This window comes from Shewanella sp. SM20 (assembly GCF_025654545.1).
Taxonomy (GTDB): Bacteria; Pseudomonadota; Gammaproteobacteria; order Enterobacterales; family Shewanellaceae; genus Shewanella; species Shewanella oncorhynchi.
Genome location: NZ_JAKKRK010000038.1, coordinates 1 through 26,380, shown reverse-complemented (window position 1 = coordinate 26,380; position 26,380 = coordinate 1). Strand labels below are relative to the sequence as shown.

General features: G+C 45.2%; 23 protein-coding genes, 1 pseudogene and 1 riboswitch. Of the genes and pseudogenes, 11 read left to right on the top strand and 13 right to left on the bottom strand.

The window, feature by feature from the left end; genetic code table 11:
* The first annotated feature begins 9 nt into the window (after positions 1–9).
* Positions 10–1,500 carry an FMN-binding glutamate synthase family protein gene (locus tag L5M18_RS15720; RefSeq protein WP_263197674.1) on the top strand — a complete coding sequence of 497 codons (1,491 nt, stop codon included), beginning with the start codon at positions 10–12 and terminating at the stop codon, positions 1,498–1,500.
* Positions 1,501–1,651: 151 nt separating this feature from the next.
* Complete coding sequence (locus L5M18_RS15715; RefSeq protein WP_105250224.1) at positions 1,652–1,861, top strand: hypothetical protein; 210 nt, start codon at positions 1,652–1,654, stop codon at positions 1,859–1,861.
* Positions 1,862–1,969: 108 nt separating this feature from the next.
* Here L5M18_RS15715 and L5M18_RS15710 read toward each other — a convergent pair whose 3' ends face one another.
* The gene (locus L5M18_RS15710; protein ID WP_263197673.1) at positions 1,970–2,227 is read right to left on the bottom strand and encodes a hypothetical protein; all 258 of its coding nucleotides are present in this window, start codon (positions 2,225–2,227) and stop codon (positions 1,970–1,972) included.
* Positions 2,228–2,306: 79 nt separating this feature from the next.
* A complete protein-coding gene (locus tag L5M18_RS15705; protein ID WP_263197671.1) occupies positions 2,307–4,103 on the bottom strand; it encodes an ABCB family ABC transporter ATP-binding protein/permease in 1,797 nt (598 codons plus the stop codon).
* Positions 4,104–4,575: 472 nt separating this feature from the next.
* Here L5M18_RS15705 and L5M18_RS15700 point away from each other — a divergent pair, with 472 nt between their 5' ends.
* On the top strand, positions 4,576–4,752 hold the full coding sequence (locus tag L5M18_RS15700; protein ID WP_105250227.1) for a hypothetical protein: 177 nt from the start codon (positions 4,576–4,578) through the stop codon (positions 4,750–4,752).
* A gap of 103 nt (positions 4,753–4,855) precedes the next feature.
* On the opposite strand, the gene aroG is transcribed toward L5M18_RS15700, so the two are convergent.
* The 5 genes from aroG to L5M18_RS15675 all read right to left on the bottom strand — a co-directional run bounded on the left by aroG (position 4,856) and on the right by L5M18_RS15675 (position 9,700).
* Entirely contained in the window at positions 4,856–5,911 is a 1,056-nt protein-coding gene (gene aroG / locus L5M18_RS15695) for a 3-deoxy-7-phosphoheptulonate synthase AroG (RefSeq protein ID WP_131525191.1), read from the bottom strand.
* A gap of 350 nt (positions 5,912–6,261) precedes the next feature.
* A complete protein-coding gene (locus L5M18_RS15690; protein WP_263197670.1) occupies positions 6,262–7,455 on the bottom strand; it encodes a tetratricopeptide repeat protein in 1,194 nt (397 codons plus the stop codon).
* Between the two features lie 128 nt (positions 7,456–7,583).
* A complete protein-coding gene (locus L5M18_RS15685; RefSeq protein ID WP_131525189.1) occupies positions 7,584–7,922 on the bottom strand; it encodes a hypothetical protein in 339 nt (112 codons plus the stop codon).
* Between the two features lie 178 nt (positions 7,923–8,100).
* Positions 8,101–9,351 (bottom strand): ammonium transporter, encoded by a 1,251-nt coding sequence (locus tag L5M18_RS15680; protein ID WP_263197669.1) that lies wholly within the window; start codon positions 9,349–9,351, stop codon positions 8,101–8,103.
* 10 nt (positions 9,352–9,361) lie between these two features.
* Positions 9,362–9,700, bottom strand: a complete 339-nt coding sequence (locus L5M18_RS15675) for a P-II family nitrogen regulator (RefSeq protein ID WP_028761800.1) — start codon at positions 9,698–9,700, stop codon at positions 9,362–9,364.
* A 344-nt stretch (positions 9,701–10,044) separates the two neighbouring features.
* On the opposite strand from L5M18_RS15675, the gene L5M18_RS15670 reads away from it, so the two are divergent.
* Entirely contained in the window at positions 10,045–10,587 is a 543-nt protein-coding gene (locus tag L5M18_RS15670; RefSeq protein ID WP_263197667.1) for a hydrolase, read from the top strand.
* 155 nt (positions 10,588–10,742) lie between these two features.
* Here the strand turns inward: L5M18_RS15670 and nrfA are convergent, their stop codons facing one another.
* Positions 10,743–12,146 (bottom strand): ammonia-forming nitrite reductase cytochrome c552 subunit, encoded by a 1,404-nt coding sequence (gene nrfA, locus L5M18_RS15665; protein WP_263184477.1) that lies wholly within the window; start codon positions 12,144–12,146, stop codon positions 10,743–10,745.
* Positions 12,147–12,371: 225 nt separating this feature from the next.
* Between nrfA and narQ the strand changes: the two genes are divergently transcribed.
* Together narQ and L5M18_RS15655 are read left to right on the top strand one after the other, a co-directional pair.
* A complete protein-coding gene (gene narQ / locus L5M18_RS15660) occupies positions 12,372–14,207 on the top strand; it encodes a nitrate/nitrite two-component system sensor histidine kinase NarQ (RefSeq protein WP_263197666.1) in 1,836 nt (611 codons plus the stop codon).
* A complete protein-coding gene (locus L5M18_RS15655) occupies positions 14,200–14,829 on the top strand; it encodes a response regulator (protein ID WP_263197649.1) in 630 nt (209 codons plus the stop codon). The genes narQ and L5M18_RS15655 overlap by 8 nt, the downstream gene beginning before the upstream one ends.
* Before the next feature lie 91 nt (positions 14,830–14,920).
* On the opposite strand, the gene L5M18_RS15650 is transcribed toward L5M18_RS15655, so the two are convergent.
* The gene (locus L5M18_RS15650; protein WP_198571932.1) at positions 14,921–15,295 is read right to left on the bottom strand and encodes a YacL family protein; all 375 of its coding nucleotides are present in this window, start codon (positions 15,293–15,295) and stop codon (positions 14,921–14,923) included.
* A gap of 196 nt (positions 15,296–15,491) precedes the next feature.
* Between L5M18_RS15650 and L5M18_RS15645 the strand changes: the two genes are divergently transcribed.
* Positions 15,492–16,457, top strand: a complete 966-nt coding sequence (locus L5M18_RS15645; protein ID WP_131525184.1) for a zinc transporter ZntB — start codon at positions 15,492–15,494, stop codon at positions 16,455–16,457.
* Positions 16,458–16,554: 97 nt separating this feature from the next.
* On the opposite strand, the gene L5M18_RS15640 is transcribed toward L5M18_RS15645, so the two are convergent.
* The 3 genes from L5M18_RS15640 to L5M18_RS15630 all read right to left on the bottom strand — a co-directional run bounded on the left by L5M18_RS15640 (position 16,555) and on the right by L5M18_RS15630 (position 19,905).
* Complete coding sequence (locus L5M18_RS15640; protein ID WP_263197648.1) at positions 16,555–17,688, bottom strand: succinylglutamate desuccinylase/aspartoacylase family protein; 1,134 nt, start codon at positions 17,686–17,688, stop codon at positions 16,555–16,557.
* 1 nt (position 17,689) lies between these two features.
* Positions 17,690–19,045 carry a lysine-sensitive aspartokinase 3 gene (gene lysC, locus L5M18_RS15635; protein WP_263197646.1) on the bottom strand — a complete coding sequence of 452 codons (1,356 nt, stop codon included), beginning with the start codon at positions 19,043–19,045 and terminating at the stop codon, positions 17,690–17,692.
* Between the two features lie 150 nt (positions 19,046–19,195).
* A riboswitch (Lysine riboswitch) is annotated at positions 19,196–19,370 on the bottom strand.
* 100 nt (positions 19,371–19,470) lie between these two features.
* Positions 19,471–19,905: a DUF3293 domain-containing protein gene (locus tag L5M18_RS15630; RefSeq protein ID WP_173247481.1), complete on the bottom strand. Its 435-nt coding sequence runs from the start codon at positions 19,903–19,905 to the stop codon at positions 19,471–19,473.
* 588 nt (positions 19,906–20,493) lie between these two features.
* On the opposite strand from L5M18_RS15630, the gene arcA reads away from it, so the two are divergent.
* Positions 20,494–21,210, top strand: coding sequence for a two-component system response regulator ArcA (gene arcA / locus L5M18_RS15625; RefSeq protein ID WP_006080127.1), 717 nt, complete (start codon positions 20,494–20,496; stop codon positions 21,208–21,210).
* 89 nt (positions 21,211–21,299) lie between these two features.
* On the opposite strand, the gene L5M18_RS15620 is transcribed toward arcA, so the two are convergent.
* Positions 21,300–23,612, bottom strand: coding sequence for a S9 family peptidase (locus L5M18_RS15620; protein WP_263197644.1), 2,313 nt, complete (start codon positions 23,610–23,612; stop codon positions 21,300–21,302).
* A 266-nt stretch (positions 23,613–23,878) separates the two neighbouring features.
* Here L5M18_RS15620 and L5M18_RS15615 point away from each other — a divergent pair, with 266 nt between their 5' ends.
* The 3 genes and pseudogenes from L5M18_RS15615 to L5M18_RS15605 form a co-directional block, all read left to right on the top strand.
* The gene (locus L5M18_RS15615) at positions 23,879–24,871 is read left to right on the top strand and encodes a class 1 fructose-bisphosphatase (RefSeq protein ID WP_263197642.1); all 993 of its coding nucleotides are present in this window, start codon (positions 23,879–23,881) and stop codon (positions 24,869–24,871) included.
* An 835-nt stretch (positions 24,872–25,706) separates the two neighbouring features.
* Positions 25,707–25,982 (top strand): annotated as a pseudogene (locus L5M18_RS15610) (DUF4113 domain-containing protein); the annotation flags it as partial.
* Positions 25,983–26,206: 224 nt separating this feature from the next.
* The coding region (locus tag L5M18_RS15605; protein WP_263148818.1) for a transposase at positions 26,207–26,380 on the top strand (174 nt) is incomplete at its 3' end.

Genomic DNA, 26,380 nt, shown 5'->3' with positions numbered 1-26,380 from the left:
ATAAATAACATGAGTGAACTCAATTGGTTTATGTGGGGACTCGATCTATTTTCAGGGCTGTTTTTGATTGTAATAGGACTCGCAGTACTCGCGGTTATTTACATGTATATCGCAGATAAAATGCAGACCAAACAAGCGGTAAGACATAACTATCCTGTAATTGGTCGCTTTCGGTATCTGTTCGAGAAACAAGGCGAGTTCTTTAGACAATACTTTTTCGCCCAAGACAGGGAAGAATTGCCCTTCAACCGTGCTGAACGCAGCTGGGTGTACCGCGCCGCTAAAAATGTCGATAGAACTATCGCCTTTGGTTCGACTCGCCCCTTGGATACAGCCGGTACTGTTATGTTTATGAATACCGCCTTCCCAACCCAAGATGAAGAGATCACACCCATTCATCCACTGACAATTGGCACCAATTGCCGCCAACCCTATACGACTCAAGCCATTTGTCATATTTCAGCCATGAGCTTTGGGGCTCTATCGCGCCCAGCAATTACCGCCCTTTCCCACGGTGCAGCGCAGGCGGGTTGCTGGCTTAACACAGGTGAAGGCGGCTTGAGCCCTTATCATCTAAAAGGTGGCTGCGATATCGTCTTTCAAATTGGAACGGCCAAATACGGTGTACGTAATGAGCAAGGACATTTAGACGATGAAAAGCTCAAGTCGATAGCCATTCATCCCGAAGTCAAAATGTTCGAAATTAAAATGAGTCAAGGAGCTAAACCGGGCAAAGGTGGCATTTTACCAGGGATCAAAGTCACGGCTGAAATTGCCCATATTCGCGGTATTCCTCAGGGTTATGACTCTATTAGCCCTAATGGTCATATTGAATTCAAATCCGTGAACGATATTTTGGATATGGTTGAACGAGTACGTGAAGTTACTGGTAAACCAACGGGCATTAAGGCCGTACTCGGTGACGTACAGTGGCTCGAAGATTTATGTGATGAAATCGAACGTCGTGGCGAAGACTCTGCCCCCGACTTCTTTACCTTAGACAGTGCCGATGGTGGCACAGGCGCTGCACCACAACCTTTAATGGATTATGTCGGATTACCACTGAAGGAAAGCTTACCTATCCTAGTTAATGTCTTGATCCAACGAGGCTTACGTAAACGCATCAAAGTCATCGCTTCGGGTAAACTTATTGTGCCATCAAGAGTCGCTTGGGCTTTGGCATTAGGTGCAGACTTCATCGCATCGGCCCGTGGCAATATGTTCGCCCTCGGTTGTATTCAAGCCTTACAGTGCAATAGAGATACCTGCCCAACGGGCATCACAACGCACAATCCCAAGCTACAACAAGGACTCGATCCTAGGGATAAATCGGCTCGTGTTGCTAACTATAATCATAATTTACACCATGACTTAGCCTTAATTGCGCACTCTTGCGGAGTGACAGAACCAAGACAACTCAAACCTTCACATGTCCGAATTGTGCTCGATAGCGGTTTATCCATTTCACTCGATAAATACTATGCACATATGGATAAGTAGCCGCGAACCCTCGCGGTTAATAGCGAATACAACTTTCGTCTACATAGGGTTTACATAAGGTATATTTGAATGCGTATCACAAAAGAGGTAAGATCCGTGACGTGAGACATTATTCAAATGTCTTACCCACAATTGAACTTAAGGAAACACTTTGAAATCTAGCTTCGTAAGCCAACTGCCCGCCAGTAAAACTGTAAGCACTAGCTGTAAGAGCTGTAATCGCCTGACCGAGATCGAAGGTGAACTAGTGTGTTTTCGCGAAGGGCAGATCATTCGACTCACTTTGATAGATGAGTCAGTACCTAAATTGAATCTTTTATGTGAAGGTTGGAAAGCGGGGAAGTTGAACGGCGTAGCTTAATTCAGCCATATTTTATCTCTGGAGTCTCTCTAGAGCATCAAGAATAGAGGCTCACCTCTATTCTCGGACGTTCTCACCTAAACTGTACTAAAGCACTAGCGAACACACCTAACGCATACCCATAAAGTCACTTGTCGGCGTGTTCATATCGCGGATCACACCTGCCAGCACCATTTCTGGATTGACTTTCGCCAAGGTAAGTCGCCGAGTGGTCACCAGTAGACCCGCATTCAATTCAGCATGAATACGTTGCAACGAATCATAATCAACACCACGTTTTTTCAATGTCGCCATGATGGCATACCAATCAGTGGCGACTTTTTCTTCTTTGCCTTCAATATTAGCTCTCAGTGTAATATTTTCCATGCCAGATCTCTTCCGATTGATGTGTTGGCATTGAGTATAGAGAGCCGAAGCTGAATAAAGACTGAACTGTATTGCGCTATTAACTGCTCAGATGAGTATGTTGTTGCTCATTTTGTATCCGCCATAATTTGGCATAGAGACCATTTGCCAACAGCAAAGTCTGATGATTACCTTGCTCAACTATTTCTCCTTGGCTTAATACCACAATTTGATCGGCATCGACTATGGTCGATAACCTATGAGCCACCACTAGGCTAGTGTGCCCCTTAGCGACTTCCCGCAGTGCCGACAAAATAGCTTGCTCGGAGCGACTATCGAGTGAGGATGTCGCCTCATCAAACACCAGCACGGGCGAGCCCTTCAAAATGGCCCTTGCTATCGCGACCCGCTGTTTTTCTCCGCCAGAGAGTTTTAAGCCACGCTCACCCACCTTTGTGTCCCAACCAAGGGCCAGTGATGCAATAAATTGCTCTAAGTGCGCCAGTTTAATCGCGTTACGCACCTCTTCATCCGTCGCGCTCGGGCGACCATAACGTATGTTTTCGACTAATGAATCGTTAAACAACACGGTATCCTGCGGCACTATGGCGATGGCACGCCGCAGCGCATCTTGCGTGAGATGGCGGATATCTTGTCCATCGATTTTAATCGCACCTTGGTCCACATCGTAAAATCGAAATAGCAGTTTAATCAGGGTCGATTTACCTGCGCCACTATCACCTACAACAGCCACCTTTTTACCGGCTTCAACCTTAAAGCTCACGTCCCGCAAAATTTGCCGCTCATCGTAGCTAAAATTAACATTTTCAAATATCAACTCACCCTTAGTGGGTTGAAAATCGAGTGCTTGGGGTAAGTCGACTATCATAGGATGTTTATCGAGTAGGCTAAACATGCGCTCAATATTGGCTAACGCGCCGCGAATTTCGCGATACACAAAACCTAAGAAGTTAAGGGGTAAAAAGAGCTGCATCATAAACGCATTAATCAACACAAAATCACCTAAGGTCATATCGCCATAAGTAACCCTGTATGCCGCCAACGCCATCATAGCCGTCATCGCCAAAGCGATAATGACAGCTTGTCCGCCATTGAGCGCAAACAAAGATAAGCGATTCTTACGCTTAGCGATCTCCCACTGTTCAAGCGCTTGGTCATAGCGCTGCGACTCATACTTTTCATTATTAAAATACTTCACCGTTTCATAGTTCAGCAAGCTGTCGATGGCGCGGGTATTCGATAACGAGTCAGCCTTGGCCGCATCACGAACATACTCAGTACGCCATTCGGTCGCGACCACAGAAAAAATAATATAAGCCAACACAGCAATAAAGGTGATTGCCGCAAACGCAATCCCGTAGTTATAGAAGAAAATGCCAATCACCATGACAATTTCGAGCAAGGTTGGCACTATGTTGAACACCATAAAACGCATGAGGAAACTCACGCCGCTGGTGCCGCGTTCAATATCGCGGGATAGGCCGCCGGTTTTGCGCTCTAGATGAAAATCGAGGTCAAGTCGGTGTAAATGGTCGAATACCGCTAAACCTAAACGGCGGATCGCCCGCTCTGTTACGCGGCCAAACAAGGTATCGCGGATCTCCCCCGTAATCGCCGTTAGTAAACGTACCGCACCATAGGCCAACACTAATCCTACGGGCACACTGAGGGCTTGCGCGGTTTTATTGGCATCTAAGGTGTCGACCAAATGCTTCAGAATAAAAGGCAGAGCCACGCTGGTCAGCTTAGCGATGATGAGGCATGACATCGCCAGCGCAATGCGGCCTTTGTATTCCAATAAGTAAGGCCAAAGCAGTTTCATGACGTGCCAGTTTAATTTATCGACTGGACCTTCAAAATATAACGTTGGGCGCATAGGACATAACCTTGAATGAGTTATGCCAATTGTAACAGTTCACACCGGACATAAGCTAAGCGAAACTAGCAAAGTCTGAATAAAATCAATCAGATTTTCCTGACAGACAAATAGACTTATTCACGACATACTAATCTGCTATTTTGATTGTATTTAAAGCCAAAACATCATACTTACGCATTACACTGGCGTATTCACAATAAATGAATTTATACTAATTTGTGTTCAGGCATGTACCGTTTTACTTAACCTCAGAGCCGTATGTAAGAGGATAAGAGTGCAATGGAAGAAGGCTTGGCACAAAGTTGCTGCTGTTGATTATTTTTGCCGTTTTGCCCAAAATGCCATGGAGGCGGTTATACAAATCAATAGAATTTGTTAACCTCTACGCGCTAGATTTTGCGATTCATACGCCCAAGTTCTAGCGAGAACATTAAGATAAACAAATTAAATTAAGATCAAAGGAAGCTTTATGTTGGATTCCGCTAAAGTTCAATACCCGCCATTACCACTGATCCAAACTTGGGTGTGGATGATGATCGAATCAGGCAATCCAGAGATACAAGATAAAGGTAGAAACAACCTTATTGCCGCCTTTGGTAGCTTAGCCAAAGCAAATGAATACATTGTTGAAATAAGCAATAAATAGATAAAACAAAGGCGCCAAGATAGCGCCTTTGTTTTTACTTAACCCGCAATCGTTAACGGCTAACTCAGGTATAGTTGCGGTTTATGTTCGCTCGAGCAGACAATTAAACCTGACGGCGTTCGATAATGCTTTGGTTCAAAATGGCTAACAGACGCTCGGTATCATCCCAACCAATACACGCATCGGTAATACTCTGCCCATAGCATAACTCTTGACCTTCAATAAGATCTTGACGACCTTCCACTAAATGGCTTTCTACCATAACACCAAAAATAGCAGTATTTCCCGCCGCCACTTGACCAGCTACATCTTCAGCAACCACTAACTGACGTTGATACTCTTTACTACTATTAGCATGGCTAAAGTCGATCATGATGTTGTCGGCAAGCTTTGCTTTTAACAATTGCTGGCTAATCTCAGTGACATGCGGCGCGCTATAATTGGGCTCGCGGCCACCCCGTAAAATAATGTGGCAATCAGGATTGCCCTTAGTCGAAACGATCGCCGAATGGCCCAACTTAGTCACAGATAAAAAATGGTGTGGTGCATTGGCAGCACCTATCGCATCAATAGCAACTTTAATCGTGCCATCAGTACCATTTTTAAAACCGACCGGACAAGAAAGACCCGAGGCTAACTCTCTGTGTACTTGAGATTCTGTCGTACGGGCACCAATGGCTCCCCAGCACATTAAATCAGCCATATATTGTGGGGTGATCATGTCAAGAAACTCACCCGCAGTTGGCATACCGCTGTCGTTCAAATCCACTAATAATTTACGGGCGGTGCGTAAACCATCATTGAGTTTAAAGCTGTTATCCATGTAAGGATCGTTAATCAGCCCCTTCCAACCCACTGTGGTTCTTGGTTTTTCAAAATACACTCGCATCACAATTTCGAGTTGATCTTTATAACGTTCACGCAGTGAGACCAAACGCTGTCCATATTCCAACGCAGCTTTGGGATCGTGGATAGAACAAGGCCCAATCACCACTAATAGACGATCATCAGACTTAGCCAGAATATTATGGATACTATTACGCGCATTAAACACAGTCGCAGAGGCTTTTTCGGAAGCAGGAAATCGTTCAAGAATCGCGATAGGTGGAAGTAACTCTTTTACTTCTTTAATGCGAACGTCATCATTTTGGTAATACATAATTTTACTGCTCCAACGCTGGTGTTTTAGGCTATTTCTATCGCTGCGATAAGGGATCTCAACTGCAATACTGGGTTCAATTTATCGAGTCTCAAGCGCCAATGCAACCAAGTTGTCTCCATTTCAAAAAATCAAATATAACTTATTGTTTTAATATATTTAAAAAAATAAAAATTCAAATATGCCAGCTAACTCACGGCCTTGATGAACAAAATCGAATATGGCGGATAAAAAGGAATAAACATATTTGCTGCAAGTGTATTTAGGTGCCCTATGTTAGCAAGCAAAGATGTTTACCCGTAATAAGCATAATTGATGGCCAGCTCTCTATAGAAAAGAGCGGGCAAATGCTAATGCTGTAACATGACTTGTAACTTGCTCTGATAGCGTTGACGCTCTGACTCATCTCGGCTCAAAGCCAAGGCTTTATCCATATTCAGTTTGGCACGCTTTTCGTCCCCCAGCGCCCAGTAGGTTTTAGATAAACCGAAGAAGAACTCATGACGATAATCCGCTTTTGCCAACGCCCTTTGATACCAAGCCAAGGCTTCATCGTATTGATGCTCATCATAGGCTTGCTGCCCCATGTCATAGTAATAATAGGGATTACGTATTCGCGCTAATTCAAGCACTTTATTAATTTCGGCCCATTCATCAAGCCGCCCCTGCTCCCCTAAAATCAAGGCTAAGTTATAAAGCGTTGTCAGATTTTTCGCATCAAACTTGAGTGCATAGCGATAAACCTGTTCGGCCCGCTTTTCATCACCTTTATGCCGGTAAATAATGGCGAGCGTGTTGAGTGAAGGAACAAACTGGCCGACTTTTAAACCCGCTTTGATCAAGGCATAGGCCCTGTCTAAATCACCGTTCACCAAAGACTCTGCCGCCATATTGTTGTAAAACATACTGATTAAGGTCTGCCGATCCACTTGGGTTTTACCGTATCCCCGTAGAGCTCGCTCTGGCATAAAGTCCACTAAAACTGCGGTAGATGACACATAAACTGAATGTGCGTTTTCAGGTGGAAGTAAGCGTAAATTCACATGCCCATTGATTAAATAAAAATCACCTTGCTTATCCCATACGGGTTCTATCGCGATATCTTGATACTCAGCACTCACATTCAATATGTCCGCTAACGCAGAAGTCATGACCACTAAAGACATGCAATTACCCGCCCTTTGGGCATAGGTTTCACGGGCAATTTGGGTCAGATTATCTTGATATCGAAAATCAATGTTAGCGCTATTGGTTTGACTCGCATTGATATAACTAGCTAACCATTCATTGGCTAACATGTTGTTATTGTGTGACAAAGTGTATATCCCATAGCGACGTTTTACGTCTGTCACGACCTCGGGTGGCAGATAAAAGATATCCGCAACAGAAGGAATATTGGCCACAGGGGTAAACAGTGAATCGGCAAGTAACGACTCAAGATCCGACGGATTAGGCTCAATGGTCGTCGAGCTACAAGCAAACAATTGACTGAATACAACGCTCAAGATCGTACTCAAGTATACGGCTCGGAATAGTTTCGACATACGTCCTCCCACACCATTAGCTCCTATTTGAGCTTATTACAAATGGCGAAAAAGACGACATAAAATGGTTACAAAAAAATGATAATCGCGATCGATTGAAAATAATCGCAAATAATTTAACGAATTAACTATTGCGAAGGTCGGTCAACTTCTATGTATAACTCACGCTGCTGATAATCATACGGCCGATAGTTATGCTCTCCACAGGTAAAATGTCGATAGGGTTTCATGACCGTAACGCAACCTGAGGGTAAAGCCTGCAGAATTTGGATTTGCTGCTGGCGACGAAGCGACTCCTGCCATTCAAAATCCTTGAGCACTTGATCACGCACGGCAAAGGCATCGACAGGCTCACTTGAGCGATTAACGATCACTTCTCCTGCAAAGGCTGAAACCGATATCCAGCCAGAAATGACGATAAGACTTAGTCGCAAAAATTGACCTATTGTTTTTATATTCAATCTCATAGAACACTCCTTAATTTATGCAAGAAAACAGAATGGCTCAGTAATTAAGCTTATGACCCTGTGCTTAAACTTCAATCACAGTGATTACCCATAAAAAAGCAGAGCCTAGGCTCTGCTTCACTATCCCTCGATCCAAGCTAAGCATCAAGGTGAATCACGCGTTAATGTGCAAGTTTAATCAGCCCGCATTTTTGACCGTAACAAACTCAGGATAGGCATCAATACCGCAGTCAGAAGCATCCATACCGTTGTATTCTTCTTCCTCAGTCACACGGATCCCCATGGTTATCTTAATCACATACCAGACAGCAAATGATGAGCAGAACACCCAAGTGAAAATGATCGCTGCGCCCGTCAACTGTCCGGTAATAGTTGCATTGGCATTGGATAATGGCACACACATTAAGCCAAGGAAACCAGCCACACCGTGTACTGAAATCGCACCGACGGGATCGTCGATCTTAATACGATCTAAGCCCACAATCGAGAACACCACCACGCCGCCCGCCACTAAACCAATCACACCCGCCATTAACAATGAAGGCGAGAGAGGATCTGCCGTAATCGCCACTAATCCAGCCAAAATACCGTTAAGGATCATGGTCAAATCCGCTTTACCCCAAATCATCTTACACACGATAAGAGCTGAGATGGCACCAAAAGCCGCTGCAGTATTGGTATTCACAAACACTTTCGCCACTGAGCTTGCATTCGCCGCATCCGACACCATTAATTGCGATCCGCCGTTAAAGCCAAACCAGCCCATCCACAGAATAAACATACCTAAGGTTGCCATTGGCAAGTTAGAGCCTGGAATAGGATTCACTTGGCCATTAGGCCCGTATTTACCCTTACGCGCACCGAGCAATATCACGCCAGCAATCGCCGCGGTCGCCCCCGTCATATGCACAATACCGCTACCAGCAAAGTCTACAAAGCCCAGTTTAGCGATAAAACCTTGGCCCCAAGTCCAATAACCTTCTACTGGATAGATAACCGCTGTCATCACCACAGAGAAGAACAAGAAAGCCCACAACTTCATCCGTTCCGCCACTGCACCAGAAACAATTGACATCGCCGTTGCAACAAATACAACTTGGAAGAAGAAGTCAGATTCTAATGCATGGCTCGCATCTGCTGATTGCGAACCAATTAAGGTGCCAATTGACGGTAACCAGCCACCTTCAATGTTATCCACATACATGATGTTATAGCCAACCAACAGATACATCACACAGGCAATCGCGTACAGCACAACGTTCTTAGTTAAAATTTCAGTGGTATTTTTAGAGCGAACTAAACCCGCTTCTAACATAGCGAATCCCGCCGCCATCCACATGACTAAAGCGCCAGAAATCAAAAAGTAAAAGGTATCGAGTGCAAAGCGTAGTTCAGTGACTGTGCCGCCTAATTTCGTTAATTCTTCCATTGTCAGCCCCTTATAGCGCTTCAGTATCAAGTTCACCCGTACGGATACGGATAGCATGTTCTAAATCAACGACGAAGATCTTACCGTCACCAATTTTCCCCGTATGGGCCGCAGTGGTAATAGCCTCAATCAACATGTCGAGATTTTCAGCCTTAGTGGCAATTTCTAGTTTTACTTTTGGCAAAAAATCCACCTGATACTCGGCGCCGCGATACAACTCTGTATGCCCTTTCTGACGGCCAAAACCTTTCACTTCGGTCACCGTCATGCCCTCAATACCAATTCCGGCGATAGCTTCACGGACATCATCCAACTTAAACGGCTTGATGATAGCGCTGACTAGTTTCATCCTGACCTCCAAAAAAACGCGATTGTTATTAACTTGTATCAAAGGTAATTCAATCATTAGGCCAACAATTTAATCTATTGATTATTATTGGTTTAAATTGTTTAACACTATTTTTTAAGGTTAAAAACGCACCATAATCGAGCACTAACTGGTGCGATGCACTCTTTTAGTGAGCAGTTTAAGTGCGACAGCTATTCGACCTTAGGCCTATTGGTAACAAGGTTAAATTAGGGTCTACTGGGGTAAGCGTAAAACGAGATGAAATCTGAGCATCACAACACAAGCTCTTAGACAAAAGCGAAGATCATCACTAAGACAATCATCAAGCGCAAAAGGAAGGCCCGATGTTAAAACCAGAAGAATGTGTTCTCGTTATCGTCGATGTGCAAGGAAAACTTGCACAAATCATGGATAACAGTGACAAGCTGCATCAACAACTACAGACCTTAATCCAAGGCGCACAATTATTTGAAATTCCCATACTCTGGTTAGAACAGCTACCCGATAAACTCGGAGCAACTAGCCCTGAGCTGCAAACCTTACTTGCGAAAACCAGCTCCCCCATTGCCAAGCAGCATTTTAGCGGCTGGCACTGTGACGCGTTTGCAAAGGCATTAACTAAGACGAATCGCAAACACGTCATACTGGCGGGTATTGAAACCCATGTGTGTGTTTACCAAACCTGTTGTGACCTTATCGAACAACAATATTCGGTGCATTTAGTCGCCGATTGCGTATCGTCACGCAGTGCTGAGAATAAACAACTCGGGATCCAAATGATGACGGCCAGAGGCGCCCTATTAACTAACGTGGAATCGCTATTATTTGAATTACAACATCAAGCCCAAGGCGAGCGGTTTAGGGCGTTATTAAAACTGATTAAATAACGATTTAGCCCGTGGTATTCACTCGGCCAGCATGAGCAACGCCTGACATTACTCGATATTTTTTTCCATAAAAAAGCCCCCGCTGAGTCAGCGAGGGCTTTTGTTTGCATGAGGGGTTAGCTCATATCGAAAACTCAACCGCGATTGATTAAAACCTACTTATAAGTGGCTTCGCGTTTTTTCGCTTCTTCATCCCACTTAGGTAACATGTCTTTCTTAAATGCTTCTTTCTCAGCATTCATCTTTTTCATGTCCATACCTAAGGCTGCTTGTGCTTTAGCTTTAGTAGAGATATCAGGAATCGCAACAGGATCTGTGATGCCTTTTTTACCGAGTAATTGCGCTAACTTAACACGAGCATCAGCAGCTTTACTTACCGAAGTTCCCAGAATACGCAATGCTTCATCCGGTGCGTGAGCTGCAACACCATGGGAAGCAATCGCTAAATCCCAACGCCATTGTGAGTGGCGAATATCTGTCAGTATGGGTTTCATTTCTTCTTCAGTTGCGCCAGCTTTCCACGCAGCCTCTGCTTCAAAGTGTGCTTTGACTAATTGCTCTTCCGCTTTCAACTTCATTTCTTTGACTTTGGCTTTACGCTCATTAGTCACGCCAACCAAAAACTCTTTAGTCTGGCTATGGCAAGTTGCACAGGTTTCTTCAAAACGGTCGAATGGATTGCCCACTTTATGATCGGTAAACTTCTTACCTTCAGCACTGGTCACTTTTGGCATGTGACAGTCAACGCAACTCACATTATTCATGCCGTGAATACCCATTTTCCAAGTTTCATACTCTGGATGCTGGGCTTTTAACATTGGTGTCTTAGAAAGGGCGTGTGTCCAATCAGAAAATTGGATTGAGTCATAGTAGACTTCCATTTTTTCAACTGTTGTACCCATATCCCAAGGGAATTTAACAAAATTCTTTTTGTCGTCAGTTTTCTCAAAATAATACTCAACGTGGCACTGAGCACATACCATTGATTCTTTATCTTGTTTAGACGCTTTGCTGAAAGGTGTACCTATAGCTTCAAAAGCACGGTCTGCATAAGGGCGTGAAATACGTAACTTTGGAGAGCTTTTTTCATGGCAATCACCACAACCAATGGTATTTGTCACTTCAGGGCCACCCTTTGACCACTTACCTTTGAAGTAACCATCTTCGCCTTGCTCTTCAATCAAGCGAGGTACATCAGGGCTCTTACAACTCCAACATGCCATCGGCATAGGACCATCTTCCGCATTAGCAGGTGCACCTGTACGTAGCGTGTTGCGCACGTCAGTTACCGCATACATGTGGCCGCGTGGTGCATTATAATCTTTAGCAAAACCATAACCCGCCCATAAGATCACCATATTAGGATCTTGTGCAAGTGCATCCACTAGTTCTTCACTTTTAGCGGTATCATGCCAGCTACTGTATTGATTCTTAAATTTATCTTTATAAACTTCGTTGCGAGGCTCTGTTTTATCACTCGCCATTGCGCCCGCTGCCATGAAGCTGGCGGCAACCAGTGCACTCAGTGCAAAGGACTTACCTGTCATCTTCTTCATCATCTCATCTCCGTGTTGCATTATTGTTGTAAATCACGACATCTCCATGGTCAAACTTAGTGATTTAACCCTGCTAAAAATATACCTCTTAGGGGGTATCTAGGTTGAAGTTTGCGCTAGATCAAAATGTAAAGGTGTTGTTGTTCACATTTCTATACTTTTGTTAATGTATTACATTATTTTCTAATGTAAAAACCACTGCAAAGTGCCATAACAGCGGCCATCAAAATGAACAGCGGATTAATGAAACGAGGTAGTCTAACCTCAAAAATCTTAGGATTAATGTTAGTACTTATTCTGCTCTCTAGTAGTTTATCGACTTTTGCTATCATCAATTTGTCCTACAGCTTAGGCGACGCCAAGGCGATTAATGCCTCAGGGTCGCTGAGGATGCAAAGCTATCGGTTAATGTTTTACGCCAACTCAGGCAGTGAGGCCGCACAGGATAAAATCACCGAATTCGAAAATACGCTCTATTCCGACACATTAAAGCCCTCGGAAAGTTGGTTTAGTCCGCCAGAAATTGCCGCTCAATATCAGCTTGTCATCGATAAATGGCTGGTGATGAAGCACTACATAGAACAAGAAAACTCCCGCGATTATGTCGCCTCACTGAAGGACTTTGTTGATACCATAGATTTACTGGTGCTTGAGATGGAGCACTACGCCGCCTTTAAACTCAGGCTCCTTGCCGCCAGCCAAATATTAGGCTTAGGCGTCATGCTCATTATCGCTTTTGTGGCCGTGCGTTTTACAAAGAAGAAAGTGGTGATCCCACTGCAAAAACTGATGGAGTCGGCGAATACCATTTCTAAAGGTAATTTTGAAATTGAAATGCCCGAGACCGAATATATTGAACTTACAGCGCTGACCCATGCCCTACAAAAAACGGCTAAGGAACTCGCGACGCTTTATGGCAACTTAGAATCGCAAGTAGCAGAAAAAACCTTAGCGCTGACAAGGGCCAACAACGAACTGGCATTCTTATATGATAACCTACTGACATTAAACGCAAATAAACTCGATTACAAGGCTCTCAAGGCGGCGCTGAATCAGTTAAAAGGCTATGAATCACTCGACTACCTAAGACTCATCATTCAATACCCAGAGCAAGAGTTAGAAGTGATTGAGGCCGATGGCGGCTGGCCAGATATGACTCAAGAGAGCACCCGTTTTCCACTGCAATTTGAGCAGGCTAATTTAGGCTATTTAGAGTTAATTGCCGCTCAAACACCCAATATCGCCTTGTTTAACAATTTCGCAATTATGCTGACGCGCTCAATCGTGATCCACAATGCCACAGAGCAAAGACAGCAACTGGCGCTAATGGAGGAACGTGGCGTAATTGCCCGAGAGCTGCACGACTCTTTAGGTCAAGTGCTATCTTTCCTAAAAATCCAAATTAGCTTATTACGCAAAAACTTAGATTGCAGTTGCCGCAGTCCAATCGTTGAGGCGCAGCTAACCGAAATCAACGAAGGTGTAAGCACTGCCTACGTGCAGCTCAGGGAGTTACTATCCACCTTTAGGCTCACAATTAAAGAACCCGATCTAAAAAGTGCTTTAGAGGCTATGCTTGAGCAACTCAGGACAAAGACGAATATAAAGATAACCTTAGACTATAAACTTGCGCCACAATGGCTAGAGGCAAAGCAGCACATCCACATACTGCAGATCACGCGAGAAGCGACGTTAAATGCCATCAAACATGCTGAGGCCAGCCTCATTAACATCCATTGCTATAAGGATGACGAGGGTATGGTCAATATTGATGTTTGTGATAACGGCATAGGTATTGGACATTTAAAAGAACGAGATCAACATTTTGGCATAGGTATAATGCATGAACGAGCCAGTAAGCTTTCAGGTAAAGTCGTGTTCAGCGACAATGATTTAAAGAAATTTAAACCTGCTATGACAACCACGACTGAGCAAGGATGCAATGCACAAGACGACGCACTCAAACCTAACAGCCCATTAAACCTTGTGCAGCACAGCAAAGGGTCAAGTGGCACTAGAGTGACGCTTATTTTCCCATCTCAACAGGAGCCTTCAAATGGGTAAACCTTATTCAGTACTGGTGGTCGATGACCATCCCCTCTTGCGCAAAGGCATCTGCCAGCTCATCGCTTCAGATCCTGACTTCAGCCTATTTGGCGAAGCCGGTAGTGGTTTAGACGCATTAACCGCAGTGGTCACCGATGAACCCGACATCATATTGCTCGATCTGAATATGAAAGGCATGACAGGCCTAGATACCCTCAACGCCATGCGCCAAGAAGGTGTTACCTCACGCATAGTAATTCTCACCGTTTCAGATGCAAAACAGGATGTTATCCGTTTACTTCGCGCTGGAGCAGACGGCTATTTGCTTAAAGATACTGAGCCAGATTTGCTGCTCGAAAAACTCAAAAATGCCATGCTTGGCCACAGGGTGATCAGCGATGAAGTCGAGGAATACCTTTACGAACTTAAAGATGCGACTGATGAACAAGAATGGATTTCGAGCCTAACCCCAAGGGAGCTGCAAATTCTACAGCAACTGGCGGAAGGCTTAAGTAATCGCATGATTTCAGAGCATTTACACATTAGTGAAGGCACAGTTAAAGTACACGTGAAAAACCTACTGCGTAAAGCCAATGCGAAATCAAGAACCGAAATGTCGGTGCGCTACCTGAATCATTAAAGATACGAAAATGAGCTTGGTATCGCGCAAACAATAAAGGCAATCCCATGATTGCCTTTATGTTTTTATCAAATAGAGATTAAATAAATGATTACAGACCTTTCTCGATAAATGTCTGCCAACTCAGTAACGCCTGCTCAAAATCCTCAAGGCCACAATAAGCTTCTGACTCAGCATCATAAAGTGACATAGCCTCTTCCAATTCATATTCTTGCTCAAAGCCTAAAGTATTGGCAAAGACTCGGGCCTGTTCACGCTCTAACTCTAAGGTAAAATCATTACCAACAAGACGCCATGAACCTCGTTTATCGGCTTGAATTTCTTTTATCACACCCAACACTTGCTGAATTTTAGCTAACTCAGTCCCTAATTCTTCCGTAAACCATTGCCCAAGCACTTCATGATCCATGCTAAAGCTAGCCAAAAAAGTGCCAGTTAAACTGTTACGCCGAAATTCGTATTCCATTTTATTGTCTCTTTGATCTAAGCCTACTAATGCTAATTTTAACCTATCCTTGGCTAAGTTGCTTGCATCCCTCAGCACATCAAATTTATGTCAATTTACGTTTGTCTCATGTCGTTAAGCATAAGTCCTGACTTCATTTTCATGACAAAATCAGTTAGTTTGTTTGGATGATTTTGAAAGTTAAATGGAATGCGATATGCACGAAGGGTTTATCTACAGTTTAGTGCTCAGCGGCGCCCAAGCGGGTTCCACCTTGAGCCTAGAACAGATCGAAAAATGGGATCCTCAGGATGGCCTACTCTGGTTACACCTTCGCTATCGCAATAAAAAGGCACGCCACTGGATACTCAATAGCGGTCTGCCTAAGGTCGAAAGTGATGCCCTACTCGCCCAAGACACTCGTCCCCGTGCAGTGATAACAGGTGAAGGCATATTACTCGCGTTACGCGGCGTCAACCTCAACCCCAATTCTGCTCCAGAAGACATGGTGGCCGTTCGTATCTATGCCGATAAACAGCGGATCATATCCACCTGCGATCGCGAGTTACAGTCGGTCAAAGATGTCGCCGAGCTAATCCTTGAGGGCAATGGGCCTACAACTACGGGGGACTTTATCGTCGCAATCTGCGAGCGACTGACCAATCGTAAAGTCGAGTTTATTGATAAATTGGAAGAACAGCTCTCTGATTTAGAAGAGCTAGTCGTCTCAGGCAATGTGAAAGACTTACGTACCGATATCGCCGAACTGCGCCGTCAAACTGTGGCCATTCGCCGCTATTTAGCCCCACAGCGCGAAGCATTCTCGAAAATGATTTCTGAGCAATTTAGCCTATTTAAAGATACTGAGCGACTCAAGCTGAGGGAAACAAACGATAAACTTATCCGCACCATTGAAGATCTCGATGCCCTGCGCGATAGGGCTAATGTAACTCAAGAAGAATTACTCAGTCAGCAATCGGAGCAACTCAACAAACGCTTATATTTCTTATCCTTAGTGTCAGCAATCTTCTTACCGCTAGGCTTTTTAACAGGCTTACTTGGGGTCAACATTGGCGGGATACCGGGCGCGGACAACACTTGGGCCTTCGCCACCTTCTGCGGCATATTAATCTCACTCGTCGCCCTGCAAATGGCGCTGTTTTATCGATTTAAGTGGTTATAGCCACCTTAAAACAACAAAGCCAATCGATTAGGATTGGCGTTGTTTTCTCTCAGTCCCTTAAGCTAATTGTTATGAGCTAATGCTTACGAGCTAATTTTTATGATTTAGGCTGGAATGTCGGCAACTCAAACACATTGGTCATCACTTTATAAAGCTCAGTTCCTTGGTGCACTGACGCCGAAGCAAAGTGCAAAATCGGCACGCAGTCCTGCGGCAAACTAACCGTTTTTAGCTCATCCGCCGTACCGTATAAATCCATTCGCAGTAAATTGACTAAGGGCTGCCCCGCAGCCAGTGGTTCACCCACAGGCGCGAGGTATTCCACTAATCCAGCACTTGGCGCGTGATACTTTTTATAGTCCTTAAGGTAACAACCAAAGCGCTGCATTTTAGCGGGCGCAACGGTTTCAGCAATCACTCCTCGGTGGCTTAAATATGCCAAAATCCCTTGTGCATCAACTAGTGCATCCTCAAGACAGACGCGCTCTTGGCTCGCCAATTCCAACGTTAACGCTGACACTGCAACTCCTAAATCGCGCCCTTTTGATTTTGCAAAATCACTCAATTGCCACCAAGGACAAAACGCAGCCTCATCCATGGCGCCACCAAAGGCATTGGGGATAATGAGCGTATAAGGGATCGACAAAAACTGCGCAGCAGCTAAGTCATATTCAGGACAATACAAGTGCTTACAAGACTTAGGACCTGTGTGCAGATCGAGCACTATATCCGCGCCATGGGCCATAATCTGCAGGTTAACCGCAAGTCTATGACCCGTGGTGATGCCCCATTCATGACGCAATTTTTGCTGACAGGCTTCAACCAAAGTACTGCGATAGGCTTGGAGCAGCTCGCTATCACTCAGCTTGGCATGTTCGCCATACCAAGTCGGCAAATCGATTGCATGATTCAAATACTCACGATTCCAATTCGCGCCCGTAATAGGATCAAATCGGCCAAGGGTAAACTCACCACTTTTTTGGTTGATCCCGAGTGGATTCGCCAATGGCACTAAGGTGATTTCGCCGCGGATATCACAGTGTTCAAGCTGCTTCATCAACTGATAAATCACCGCATTACCTTGTACTTCAGCACCGTGGACATTGGCCTGAATATACACTTTGGGGCCAGTTGCCTTATCGTCACTCGGCTTGAAATGGTAGATAGGCAAAGTGAGTGCTTGCCCTGCGGCAAGCTCCCCGATTTGCAGAGACGATGTTGTCGGCAACATACTAAACGCCTTCGAACAGATTTTGATGCAGCGATTTAACCACTTGCGCCGCTTCCGCTTCGGCCACTAACACACACAGATTATGTGGGCTGGCACCTTGGCAAATCATCCGCACATTGTGTGGCTCTAACACTTCAAATACACGGCGACAGATACCCGGTGTCGTCGCAATACGATTACCGATAATTGCCACTAAGGCCAATCCATCTTCAACTCGCACCCGACAATGCTGTGATAATTCTTGCAGCAATGCCTCACTCAGCAGACCTTGACCACTCGAATCTGAACCAGTTTTATCGAGGGTTAGAGACACATTCACTTCTGATGTGGTAATCAAATCCACACTGATCTTATGTCGCGCTAATGTCGCAAAGGTTTCCGCTAAAAAGCCCTGAGCATGCAACATTTGCAAGCTGTGAAGATTTAATAGGGTTTGATCGCGGCGCAAAGCCACAGCGCGGAATACGGGCGCATCTTCCACTTGATGACGGATCCAAGTTCCGCCCTTTTCAGGCTCTTTACTTGAACCCACAAACACTTGAATTTGCTGACGAACGGCAGGAAGAATAGTCGCAGGATGCAATACCTTGGCACCAAAGGTCGCCATCTCGGCAGCCTCATTGAAACTGATCTCTGCAATCGGAAAGGCATTGGGCGCAAGGCGAGGATCTGTTGTATAAATCCCAGCGACATCGGTCCAAATCTCTACCGCTGAGGCGCGTAACGCTTCAGCTAACAGTGCAGCAGAATAGTCACTACCACCACGACCTAACGTGGTCGTTTGACCGGCTTCATCGGCACCGATAAAGCCTTGCGTGACAATCACTTGTTCCACTAACAGTGGCTGTAGATAATCACGAGCTAGAGTCGCAATCTGTTCAACCTGAGGTTCAGCGCGGCCAAAGTGGCTGTCAGTACGTAATACTCGGCGCACATCGAAGGCACTTGAGTTGACACCTTTCTCGCGGATCACCGCCGAAAACAACGCCGAAGAACATTGCTCACCGAGGGACAACAACTCATCCATGGTCGCTTTGCTGCGTTGTGATGCGAGCGCTTCACTCAATACCGACATGCGACTCAATAATTTATCTAATGCGGCGGCCACATCGTTAGGACGACCGAGCTTATCTAAAATCGCATATTGAATTTGGGCAATTTGTTTTAATCGCTGTAATCGGCCATCGTCGTTGATGGCTTCTTGGGTCAATTCCACTAGTAGATTCGTCACGCCGCTCGAAGCGCTGACCACGACTAAACGACAATGAGGATTAGCTAACACTATGTCGGCACAGCGATTCATAGCGTTATAGTCGGCGACTGAGGTGCCACCAAATTTTGCGACAACGAGGGACATTAGCGCACCTCCGTGAAACACGTAGGGCAACAAATAAATGCAGATTGAATAAGATATTGATTAACTAACATGATCACACTCCGAACTGACTTCGTTCGAAGAGCCTGGTGCTCAATGATAACGCACCCCAAAAGAAGGGAAACAGCAATCGTCACCAGAAGCTCTCCACCAATTACAGGTGACAATCGTCAGGATTCAGCCTGAGCGACCGACATAAACATGCAGCAACCATATCTATGCCTCGGCGTTAATCTCCCTCATCAGTCATCGCTGGAGTTTGTGCTCCTCTGACCGACTACCTAGTTAACGCTCCTCTTCTGTTCCTTTCCTAGGAAAGGGACGAAAAAAGTAGCAATAAACCCCTAATGAAGTCAATGCTAATTTCATAACAAATGAACAATTTAAATAAAATCTTTTGAAAACAACTAAATGTTCAAATCGGGTAGCTCGTATACCAGCTGCACATAATCTCTAAATTTGCCTAAACACACTTCATCATGTCCATCCAAGGTGCAAGGCACTAAGCTCACATCCCCTTGTTCGACAACATAAATCGCATATTGATTAAATTTCTTACCCAATTGCAATGCCATCGTTCTATCGATAAACACGGCCCAACTTTTTTCCATGTGGGATAAATCCGGTGCGGCGCCCACTAAAGCACGATAAGGGCTACCGAGTAATTCAATTTCACGAAGAAGTTGGCGATCGAGTAAACGGTTTTGGCTAGGAGAGAGAAGCTTTGAAGCGGGATTATGAGCGGTAATAACAGCAAAGGAAAAATCACAGGATAATGCTTGAGTCAGCAAAAACAACGGCGCTTGGTAACATTGCCACAAATTTTGAGTCGTATTGTCCATTGGTAGTCTAGTCGAAAAATGAACCCAAGCTAGTGTAGCAGAGTGATTGTAAAATCCAAAGAGGCGTGAACTGGCTCACAGGAATAAGAAATACATTAGTTATACTAATCAATAGCTAAAGTAAATATCATGGTAAAAACCCCTGCTCACCTAAAATTTGTTAACATTTCATTTGTTAACAAATGACTAAAACGAGTACAATGTACGTACTGGTGAGTTGAAACAGATTGAGCAAGATGCTTATCGTTCAATACAGTTTGTTACATATATCGCTTAAAGTAACGTGAACTGACCGGGCATCTGTTTAAAATCTGTTCTACATTTGATTTGTCTTTTAAACATTTAAAAAAAACAATAGTTAAGGAACTTATTCTAACTATTGCTTATCGAAGTTGGTACTGATTACGTTTTCTCGTATTACACTTAAACGTGCACTTAATCTACATCCAGATATAGATGTCACCGTAAAGATTTTCCTTTTGAGCACAAAGCAGTTCAAGGAAGTATCAACGCTTTTATGAATATAAGAGCCCGAAGTAAGTTGCTCTTATTGGTTAGTATAAACTGATTAAAATTTAGGTAAATAATATGCAAAATCCGCACATTCTGATCGTTGAAGATGAAGCCGTTACCCGTAACACGCTGAGAAGTATTTTCGAGGCAGAAGGGTATGTGGTAACTGAGGCCAATGATGGCGCAGAAATGCATAAGGCTATGCAGGAAAACAAAATTAACTTGGTCGTTATGGACATTAACTTGCCAGGTAAGAATGGTCTATTGTTGGCACGTGAACTACGTGAAATCAACAACATCGGTCTTATCTTCCTGACAGGTCGTGACAACGAAGTCGACAAAATTCTTGGACTTGAAATTGGCGCGGACGATTATATTACCAAGCCGTTCAACCCACGTGAATTAACGATTCGTGCTCGTAACCTTCTGACTCGTGTCAACAGCGCTGGCGCTGAAGTCGAAGAAAAGAGCTCAGTAGAATACTACCGCTTCAATGATTGGAGCTTAGAGATCAACAGCCGTTCATTAGTGAGCCCACAGGGTGAATCTTACAAACTGCCACGTAGCGAGTTCCGCGCTATGCTGCACTTTGTTGAAAACCCAGGCAAAATTTTGACTCGTGCCGATCTACTGATGAAAATGACTGGCCGTGAACTTAAGCCACACGATCGTACTGTAGACGTGACTATCCGTCGTATCCGTAAGCATTTCGAAAGCTTGCCAGATACGCCAGAAATCATCGCGACTATTCACGGTGAAGGCTATCGTTTTTGCGGTAACTTAGAAGGCTAATCGCCCGCTAAGCGACATCCGCATTAATTGGTTTGATAAGTATCGATTCACAAAAAACCAGATCCTAGGATCTGGTTTTTTTATGCCTACTATTTGGCGTTTTTCAACTGCCTATCGAGGAAATCTGCCAGTGAGCGATATAAGTGATTACGCACTTTCTCGCCACGCATCGAATGTTTAGATCCAGGATAATCGATCATCTGGAACAGTTTGCCCTCATCCTGCAACGCCTTATAAACCCGAGTGCTGTTTTCAAACAAGACGTTATCATCGGCCATGCCGTGATACATCAACAAACCCGCTTGATAGTTTTTCACATAAGGGAACACACTGCTGGCTTCATAACCTTTTTCATTCCCCTCCGGATGGGCTAAGTAACGCTCAGTATAATGGGTGTCATACAAGCGCCAGTCGGTTACAGGTGCACCCGAAATCGCGGCTTTAAAGTAATCCGGCGCCTTAAATAAACTCATCAAGGCCATGTAACCGCCGTAGCTGTGGCCGTAAATCGCTACATTATCGGCATCGACAAATGGCAGACTCCGTAAATAGTCCACTCCCACTTTTTGATCCTTGACTTCAGCTTCACCCAAATGACGGTAAATCACTTGCTCAAACTTTGTGCCCCTGTGGGCGCTGCCGCGGTTATCTAATTGGAATACTACGTACTCTTGTTGCACAAGATACTGGGTAAAGTAGTCCTGCTCGCTCCAACTGTTGGTCACTAACTGTGCGTGCGGCCCACCGTAAACCCGCACAACGACAGGGTATTTCTTGCTTGCATCAAACGGCACAGGTTTGAATAAACGGGTTTGTAACACTTGGCCATCTTCGGCTTTCAGTTCACCAAATTCAGGGAGTTGCCACAGACCCGCATATTCATATAAAGGATGGCCTTGCTTGACTTCATTTTGCTCAACCCAAGCCAGTTGCTGGCCCTTGTCACCGTGTAAACTGATCTGCGGTGGCTGAGATAAGCTATTGAAATAATCCAGATACACGCTTTGATTGTCGGCAAACACAGGATCGTGCATGCCCGCTTGCTTGCTTACCCGCTCAACCTTGCCACCCGCTAAAGGCACGCGATAAAGTTGTTTCTCGATTGGCGTATCTTTGCGGCCAGTGAAATATACCCAACCAGCGGTTTCATCTATGTATTCCAACGCATCGACAGCCCACTCGCCCTGAGTCAATTGGGTTTTAAGTTTGCCTTTTAAGTCAAAAAGATACAGATGATTAAAGCCGTCACGCTCAGATGCCCAAATAAAAGCCGATTGCTGTTTTAAAAAGTGCAGATCGTTATTGAGGTTCACCCAAGCGTTACTGCGTTCTTTCACTAAGATTTTTGGTTTAGTAAGCGCATCTAACGCCACTAACTGTAAATCGAGCTGATGTTGATCGCGGCTCTGCCACTGGAACGACAAATGTTTGCTATCGGGCAACCAATCGACCCGCGGCAGGTAAATATCTTTGCTCTTGTCTGCGCTGTTCTCTTCGCGCAGGGTCACCCAATTGATAGCCTTATTTTTTAACGTGACCACACCGAGGGCGATATCGACGTTGTTTTTGCCGGCATAGGGATAGCGCTGCTCAGTAAGTTTAATACCATCAGCATAGATTTCGTTACGGGTTACTTGTTCGACACCGGACTCATCAATACGGGTAAAGGCGATGGCCGATTCATCGGGCGCCCACCAATAACCTGTCATGCGATCCATTTCCTCCTGAGCGACAAACTCGGCCATGGCATTTTTAATCGCCCCGCCGCCATCGCTCGTCATAGCTTGGAGTTTTTTGGTTGCCAGATCTAACACATACAAATTTTGGTCCCGCACGAAAGACACAAAATGTCCCTTGGGCGATAGGCGCGCATCTGTGGCAAACCCTTCGCCAATGGGAAGTTGGCTGACACTGTTATCCACTAATGAAAAATAATACAGATTACCAGCAGCCGGAATTAATAGCGCTTGGCTATCATCGGCCCAGAAGTACTCCATAATGCCTTCGCCATAAATACGTTGGCGCTCGCGGCGGGCTTTTTCTTCATCGGATAATTCATTGCTTGCCAACTTATCGGCATTGAGCAATAGGCTAGATTTACCCGTCTTTACATCCATCTGCCAGAGATCATAAAAGTTTTGATTGTCTTTACGGCCCGCAAGATAAGTGACACGCTGACCATCGGGTGACAATTTCAAACCTCGAGGACTGGTGCCCGCTAAGGCGGGCGAGGCGTTCATTCGCTCAATCGTCAGTGGCAGTTTGCCGCCTTCCATTGCATAAGCTGGGGTAATTGAAAACATAGCTGTCGAAATCATGGCCATTTGGCTCGCTATCAGTAGGGGAACGGCGCGCACCTTAAGTGAGCACGCAGGGAACCAAGTTAACCTATTTTTAATCATTATTATTCCTTGGGAGCATAATCGCCTAAGATGTCAGCGATTAAAAACAAGCCGACATTGTGCCAGAGGCCGCCTATAAATAGAAAGAGCATGCAATATGCCGATACAAATTAGGCCCTTGCGCCAAGCTCAATCCAAATAATCCCAAAAAGCCCCAATATTCGCTAAAAGCATCAGCAACATCGCTGAAATTGTCGACTAACTGAGTTATCATTCGCGGCAAATAACGAAATTGACCTCATTGTTGAACCTCTAAAGGACATAACATGCAGACTCTGGCCCAGCACCTGACCTCACAGGCAGTGAACGACTCCCTCTCCCACCTAATTTTAACCTTAGCCGACACCTCAAAAGCCATTAGCCATGCCGTTCGCCACGGTGCACTTGCGGGCGTGTTAGGCGCGACTGAGCAAGAAAACGTCCAAGGTGAAACCCAGAAAAAACTGGATATCATCACCAACGACATGCTCAAAGATGCATTAAAAGCTGACGGTACAGTGCGCGGTTTGGCGTCGGAAGAAGAAGATCATGTGGTTGAAGTCAGCCAAAATGGTCAATACCTGGTGTGTTTCGATCCGCTAGATGGCTCATCTAATATCGATATCAACTCGTTAGTCGGCACCATTTTCTCCGTCCTGCCCGCGCCTGCTGGCGAGCTGACTGAAACTAGCTTTTTACAATCTGGCCGTGCGCAATTAGCCGCAGGTTATGTCCTTTATGGTCCATCGACCATGCTGGCATTAACCACAGGCCAAGGCGTGCAACTCTTTACTTTGCACCCAGAAACCAATGAGTTTTTACTGACTAACGCCGCCATGAGCATTAGCCCAGATACCCAAGAGTTTGCCATTAACATGTCGAACCAACGTTTTTGGGAAGCGCCAATGCAGACCTATATTGCCGATTTACTGCTCGGTAAAATTGGCCCTCGCGAAAAATCCTTTAACATGCGCTGGATTGCCGCCATGGTGGGTGACGTGCACCGCGTACTTTCTCGCGGTGGTATTTTTACTTACCCAACCGACAATAAAGATCCGAAAAAGCCATACAAGCTGCGTTTAATGTACGAAGCCAACCCAATGGCCCTCTTAGTCGAGCAAGCTGGCGGTAAGGCGTCTACCGGTTATGAAACCATTTTGGATATTCAACCAACACAAATTCACCAACGTGTAGCAGTGATTTTAGGTAGCGCCAATGAAGTGGACGCTTGCCTAAGCTACCATGGTATCGATTACAGTGAAGAACCCAATCTGGACTAAGCCGAATCGCTTAGATTTTGATTTTTCAGATGAAAGCCACTGACCACAGTGGCTTTTTTGTTGTCGCGGAATGCGACAATTGAGTTTTGATGCGGCTTTACCGCTGAAGAAATTGCGGCCTAATGGCCGAGAAGTTTAACGTCGTGGGGCTTCAACCCTCTGCCTGATATTCGTGCTGTTTAGCACAATGCTATATTGATTGCGGCCTAGCGGCCAAGATAAATCAAGATCGTGGGGCTTCACCCCACACCCGACCAAGGAGGACTGCTCGTCCTATCCTCCTTGGATGCTCCAAGACGCCCCTAACGGAGTTGAAAGCCCCTTGGGCATTTAGCGTCCTTATGCTATCGCGTCAGACGCTCGTCCCTGATTCGACTGACGCTATCTCGGCATCCATGCCTCGCTCACGCAACGAACGCAAATGCCCTGCGGCAACTCCGAGGGGATGGTGAACTCCTGTCGATGCTGTATGGACTGTAAATTCAGAAAGAATTATGCCTGTCCGATCTTTCGGAAGAAATTGCGGCCTTACGGCCGAGGTGAATCAAAGTCGTGGGCCTTCACCCCACACCCGACCAAGGAGGACTGCTCGTCCTATCCTCCTTGGATGCTCCAAGACGCCCCAACGGAGTTGAAAGCCCCTTGGGCTCATTGCCAAATTCGCTATCGCTTCCGAAGGATGCGTCCCTGCACCTGCGAAAGCTAGCTTGCCATCCATGGCAAGACTCACGCAATTTGTCTATTCGCCCTGCGGCAACTCCGAGGGGAGGTGAACTCCTGTAACTTCTGTGTTGGCTGTAAATCCCGGCAGATTTGTGCCTGTCCCAACTTTTGTGCTTCGGCGCTTTTCAGAGACGGCGTTAGATATTACAAAATCGGCGTTGGGTTGCTCGACCTAACCAGCGAGAAGAACTGCAAGCTAGACCTTTTTAACGCTTCCAAGGCCAATCCAGCATTGATGAATATCCTTGATCGGTTAAATGACAAATATGGAAGGGACACGCTATTTCTTGCGGCGCAAGGCACAAAGCAAAAATGGGCAATGCGGCGAGAGTTTCTAACGCCGCAATACTCAACAAAATGGCACAGCCTGCCACGCATCAAGTGCTAATAATATAATCTGGATTATCGTTCATCATTTTGCTATAGGTTGCTAAATGTAGTAATTGCAGGTGTATGAGGAAAGCCCTTTGGCTACAAATAGAGATGATTTTACCCAAGCTACAAAAAAAACTCTGGCAGATAGAGTAGGCTGGCGTTGTGTAGTGGCACACTAATTTTGGCCACCTAAATAGAGGTGATATTATTACCTCGTAGATGACTTTAGGTGAACACATGAGATCGACAACCAGAAAAACATTTAGTGCTGAATTCAAACTTGAAGCAGCCCAATTAGTCCTCGATAAAAACCATAGCATCATCGAAGCTGCAAAGGCGATGAACGTAGGTAAGTCCACTATGGATAAATGGGTGAGACAGTTAAAACTAGAACGCCAGGGTGGCACACCA

Coding starts and splice junctions, on each gene's coding strand:
- L5M18_RS15620 (WP_263197644.1), bottom strand. CDS start 23,612: ATGATTAAAAATAGGTTAACTTGGTTCCCTGCGTGCTCACTTAAGGTG.
- L5M18_RS15685 (WP_131525189.1), bottom strand. CDS start 7,922: ATGAGATTGAATATAAAAACAATAGGTCAATTTTTGCGACTAAGTCTT.
- L5M18_RS15690 (WP_263197670.1), bottom strand. CDS start 7,455: ATGTCGAAACTATTCCGAGCCGTATACTTGAGTACGATCTTGAGCGTT.
- L5M18_RS15650 (WP_198571932.1), bottom strand. CDS start 15,295: ATGGAATACGAATTTCGGCGTAACAGTTTAACTGGCACTTTTTTGGCT.
- L5M18_RS15645 (WP_131525184.1), top strand. CDS start 15,492: ATGCACGAAGGGTTTATCTACAGTTTAGTGCTCAGCGGCGCCCAAGCG.
- L5M18_RS15655 (WP_263197649.1), top strand. CDS start 14,200: ATGGGTAAACCTTATTCAGTACTGGTGGTCGATGACCATCCCCTCTTG.
- L5M18_RS15720 (WP_263197674.1), top strand. CDS start 10: ATGAGTGAACTCAATTGGTTTATGTGGGGACTCGATCTATTTTCAGGG.
- L5M18_RS15615 (WP_263197642.1), top strand. CDS start 23,879: ATGCAGACTCTGGCCCAGCACCTGACCTCACAGGCAGTGAACGACTCC.
- aroG (WP_131525191.1), bottom strand. CDS start 5,911: ATGTATTACCAAAATGATGACGTTCGCATTAAAGAAGTAAAAGAGTTA.
- L5M18_RS15630 (WP_173247481.1), bottom strand. CDS start 19,905: ATGGACAATACGACTCAAAATTTGTGGCAATGTTACCAAGCGCCGTTG.
- nrfA (WP_263184477.1), bottom strand. CDS start 12,146: ATGATGAAGAAGATGACAGGTAAGTCCTTTGCACTGAGTGCACTGGTT.
- lysC (WP_263197646.1), bottom strand. CDS start 19,045: ATGTCCCTCGTTGTCGCAAAATTTGGTGGCACCTCAGTCGCCGACTAT.
- L5M18_RS15710 (WP_263197673.1), bottom strand. CDS start 2,227: ATGGAAAATATTACACTGAGAGCTAATATTGAAGGCAAAGAAGAAAAA.
- arcA (WP_006080127.1), top strand. CDS start 20,494: ATGCAAAATCCGCACATTCTGATCGTTGAAGATGAAGCCGTTACCCGT.
- L5M18_RS15680 (WP_263197669.1), bottom strand. CDS start 9,351: ATGGAAGAATTAACGAAATTAGGCGGCACAGTCACTGAACTACGCTTT.
- L5M18_RS15700 (WP_105250227.1), top strand. CDS start 4,576: ATGTTGGATTCCGCTAAAGTTCAATACCCGCCATTACCACTGATCCAA.
- L5M18_RS15670 (WP_263197667.1), top strand. CDS start 10,045: ATGTTAAAACCAGAAGAATGTGTTCTCGTTATCGTCGATGTGCAAGGA.
- L5M18_RS15675 (WP_028761800.1), bottom strand. CDS start 9,700: ATGAAACTAGTCAGCGCTATCATCAAGCCGTTTAAGTTGGATGATGTC.
- L5M18_RS15640 (WP_263197648.1), bottom strand. CDS start 17,688: ATGTTGCCGACAACATCGTCTCTGCAAATCGGGGAGCTTGCCGCAGGG.
- L5M18_RS15705 (WP_263197671.1), bottom strand. CDS start 4,103: ATGCGCCCAACGTTATATTTTGAAGGTCCAGTCGATAAATTAAACTGG.
- narQ (WP_263197666.1), top strand. CDS start 12,372: ATGAACAGCGGATTAATGAAACGAGGTAGTCTAACCTCAAAAATCTTA.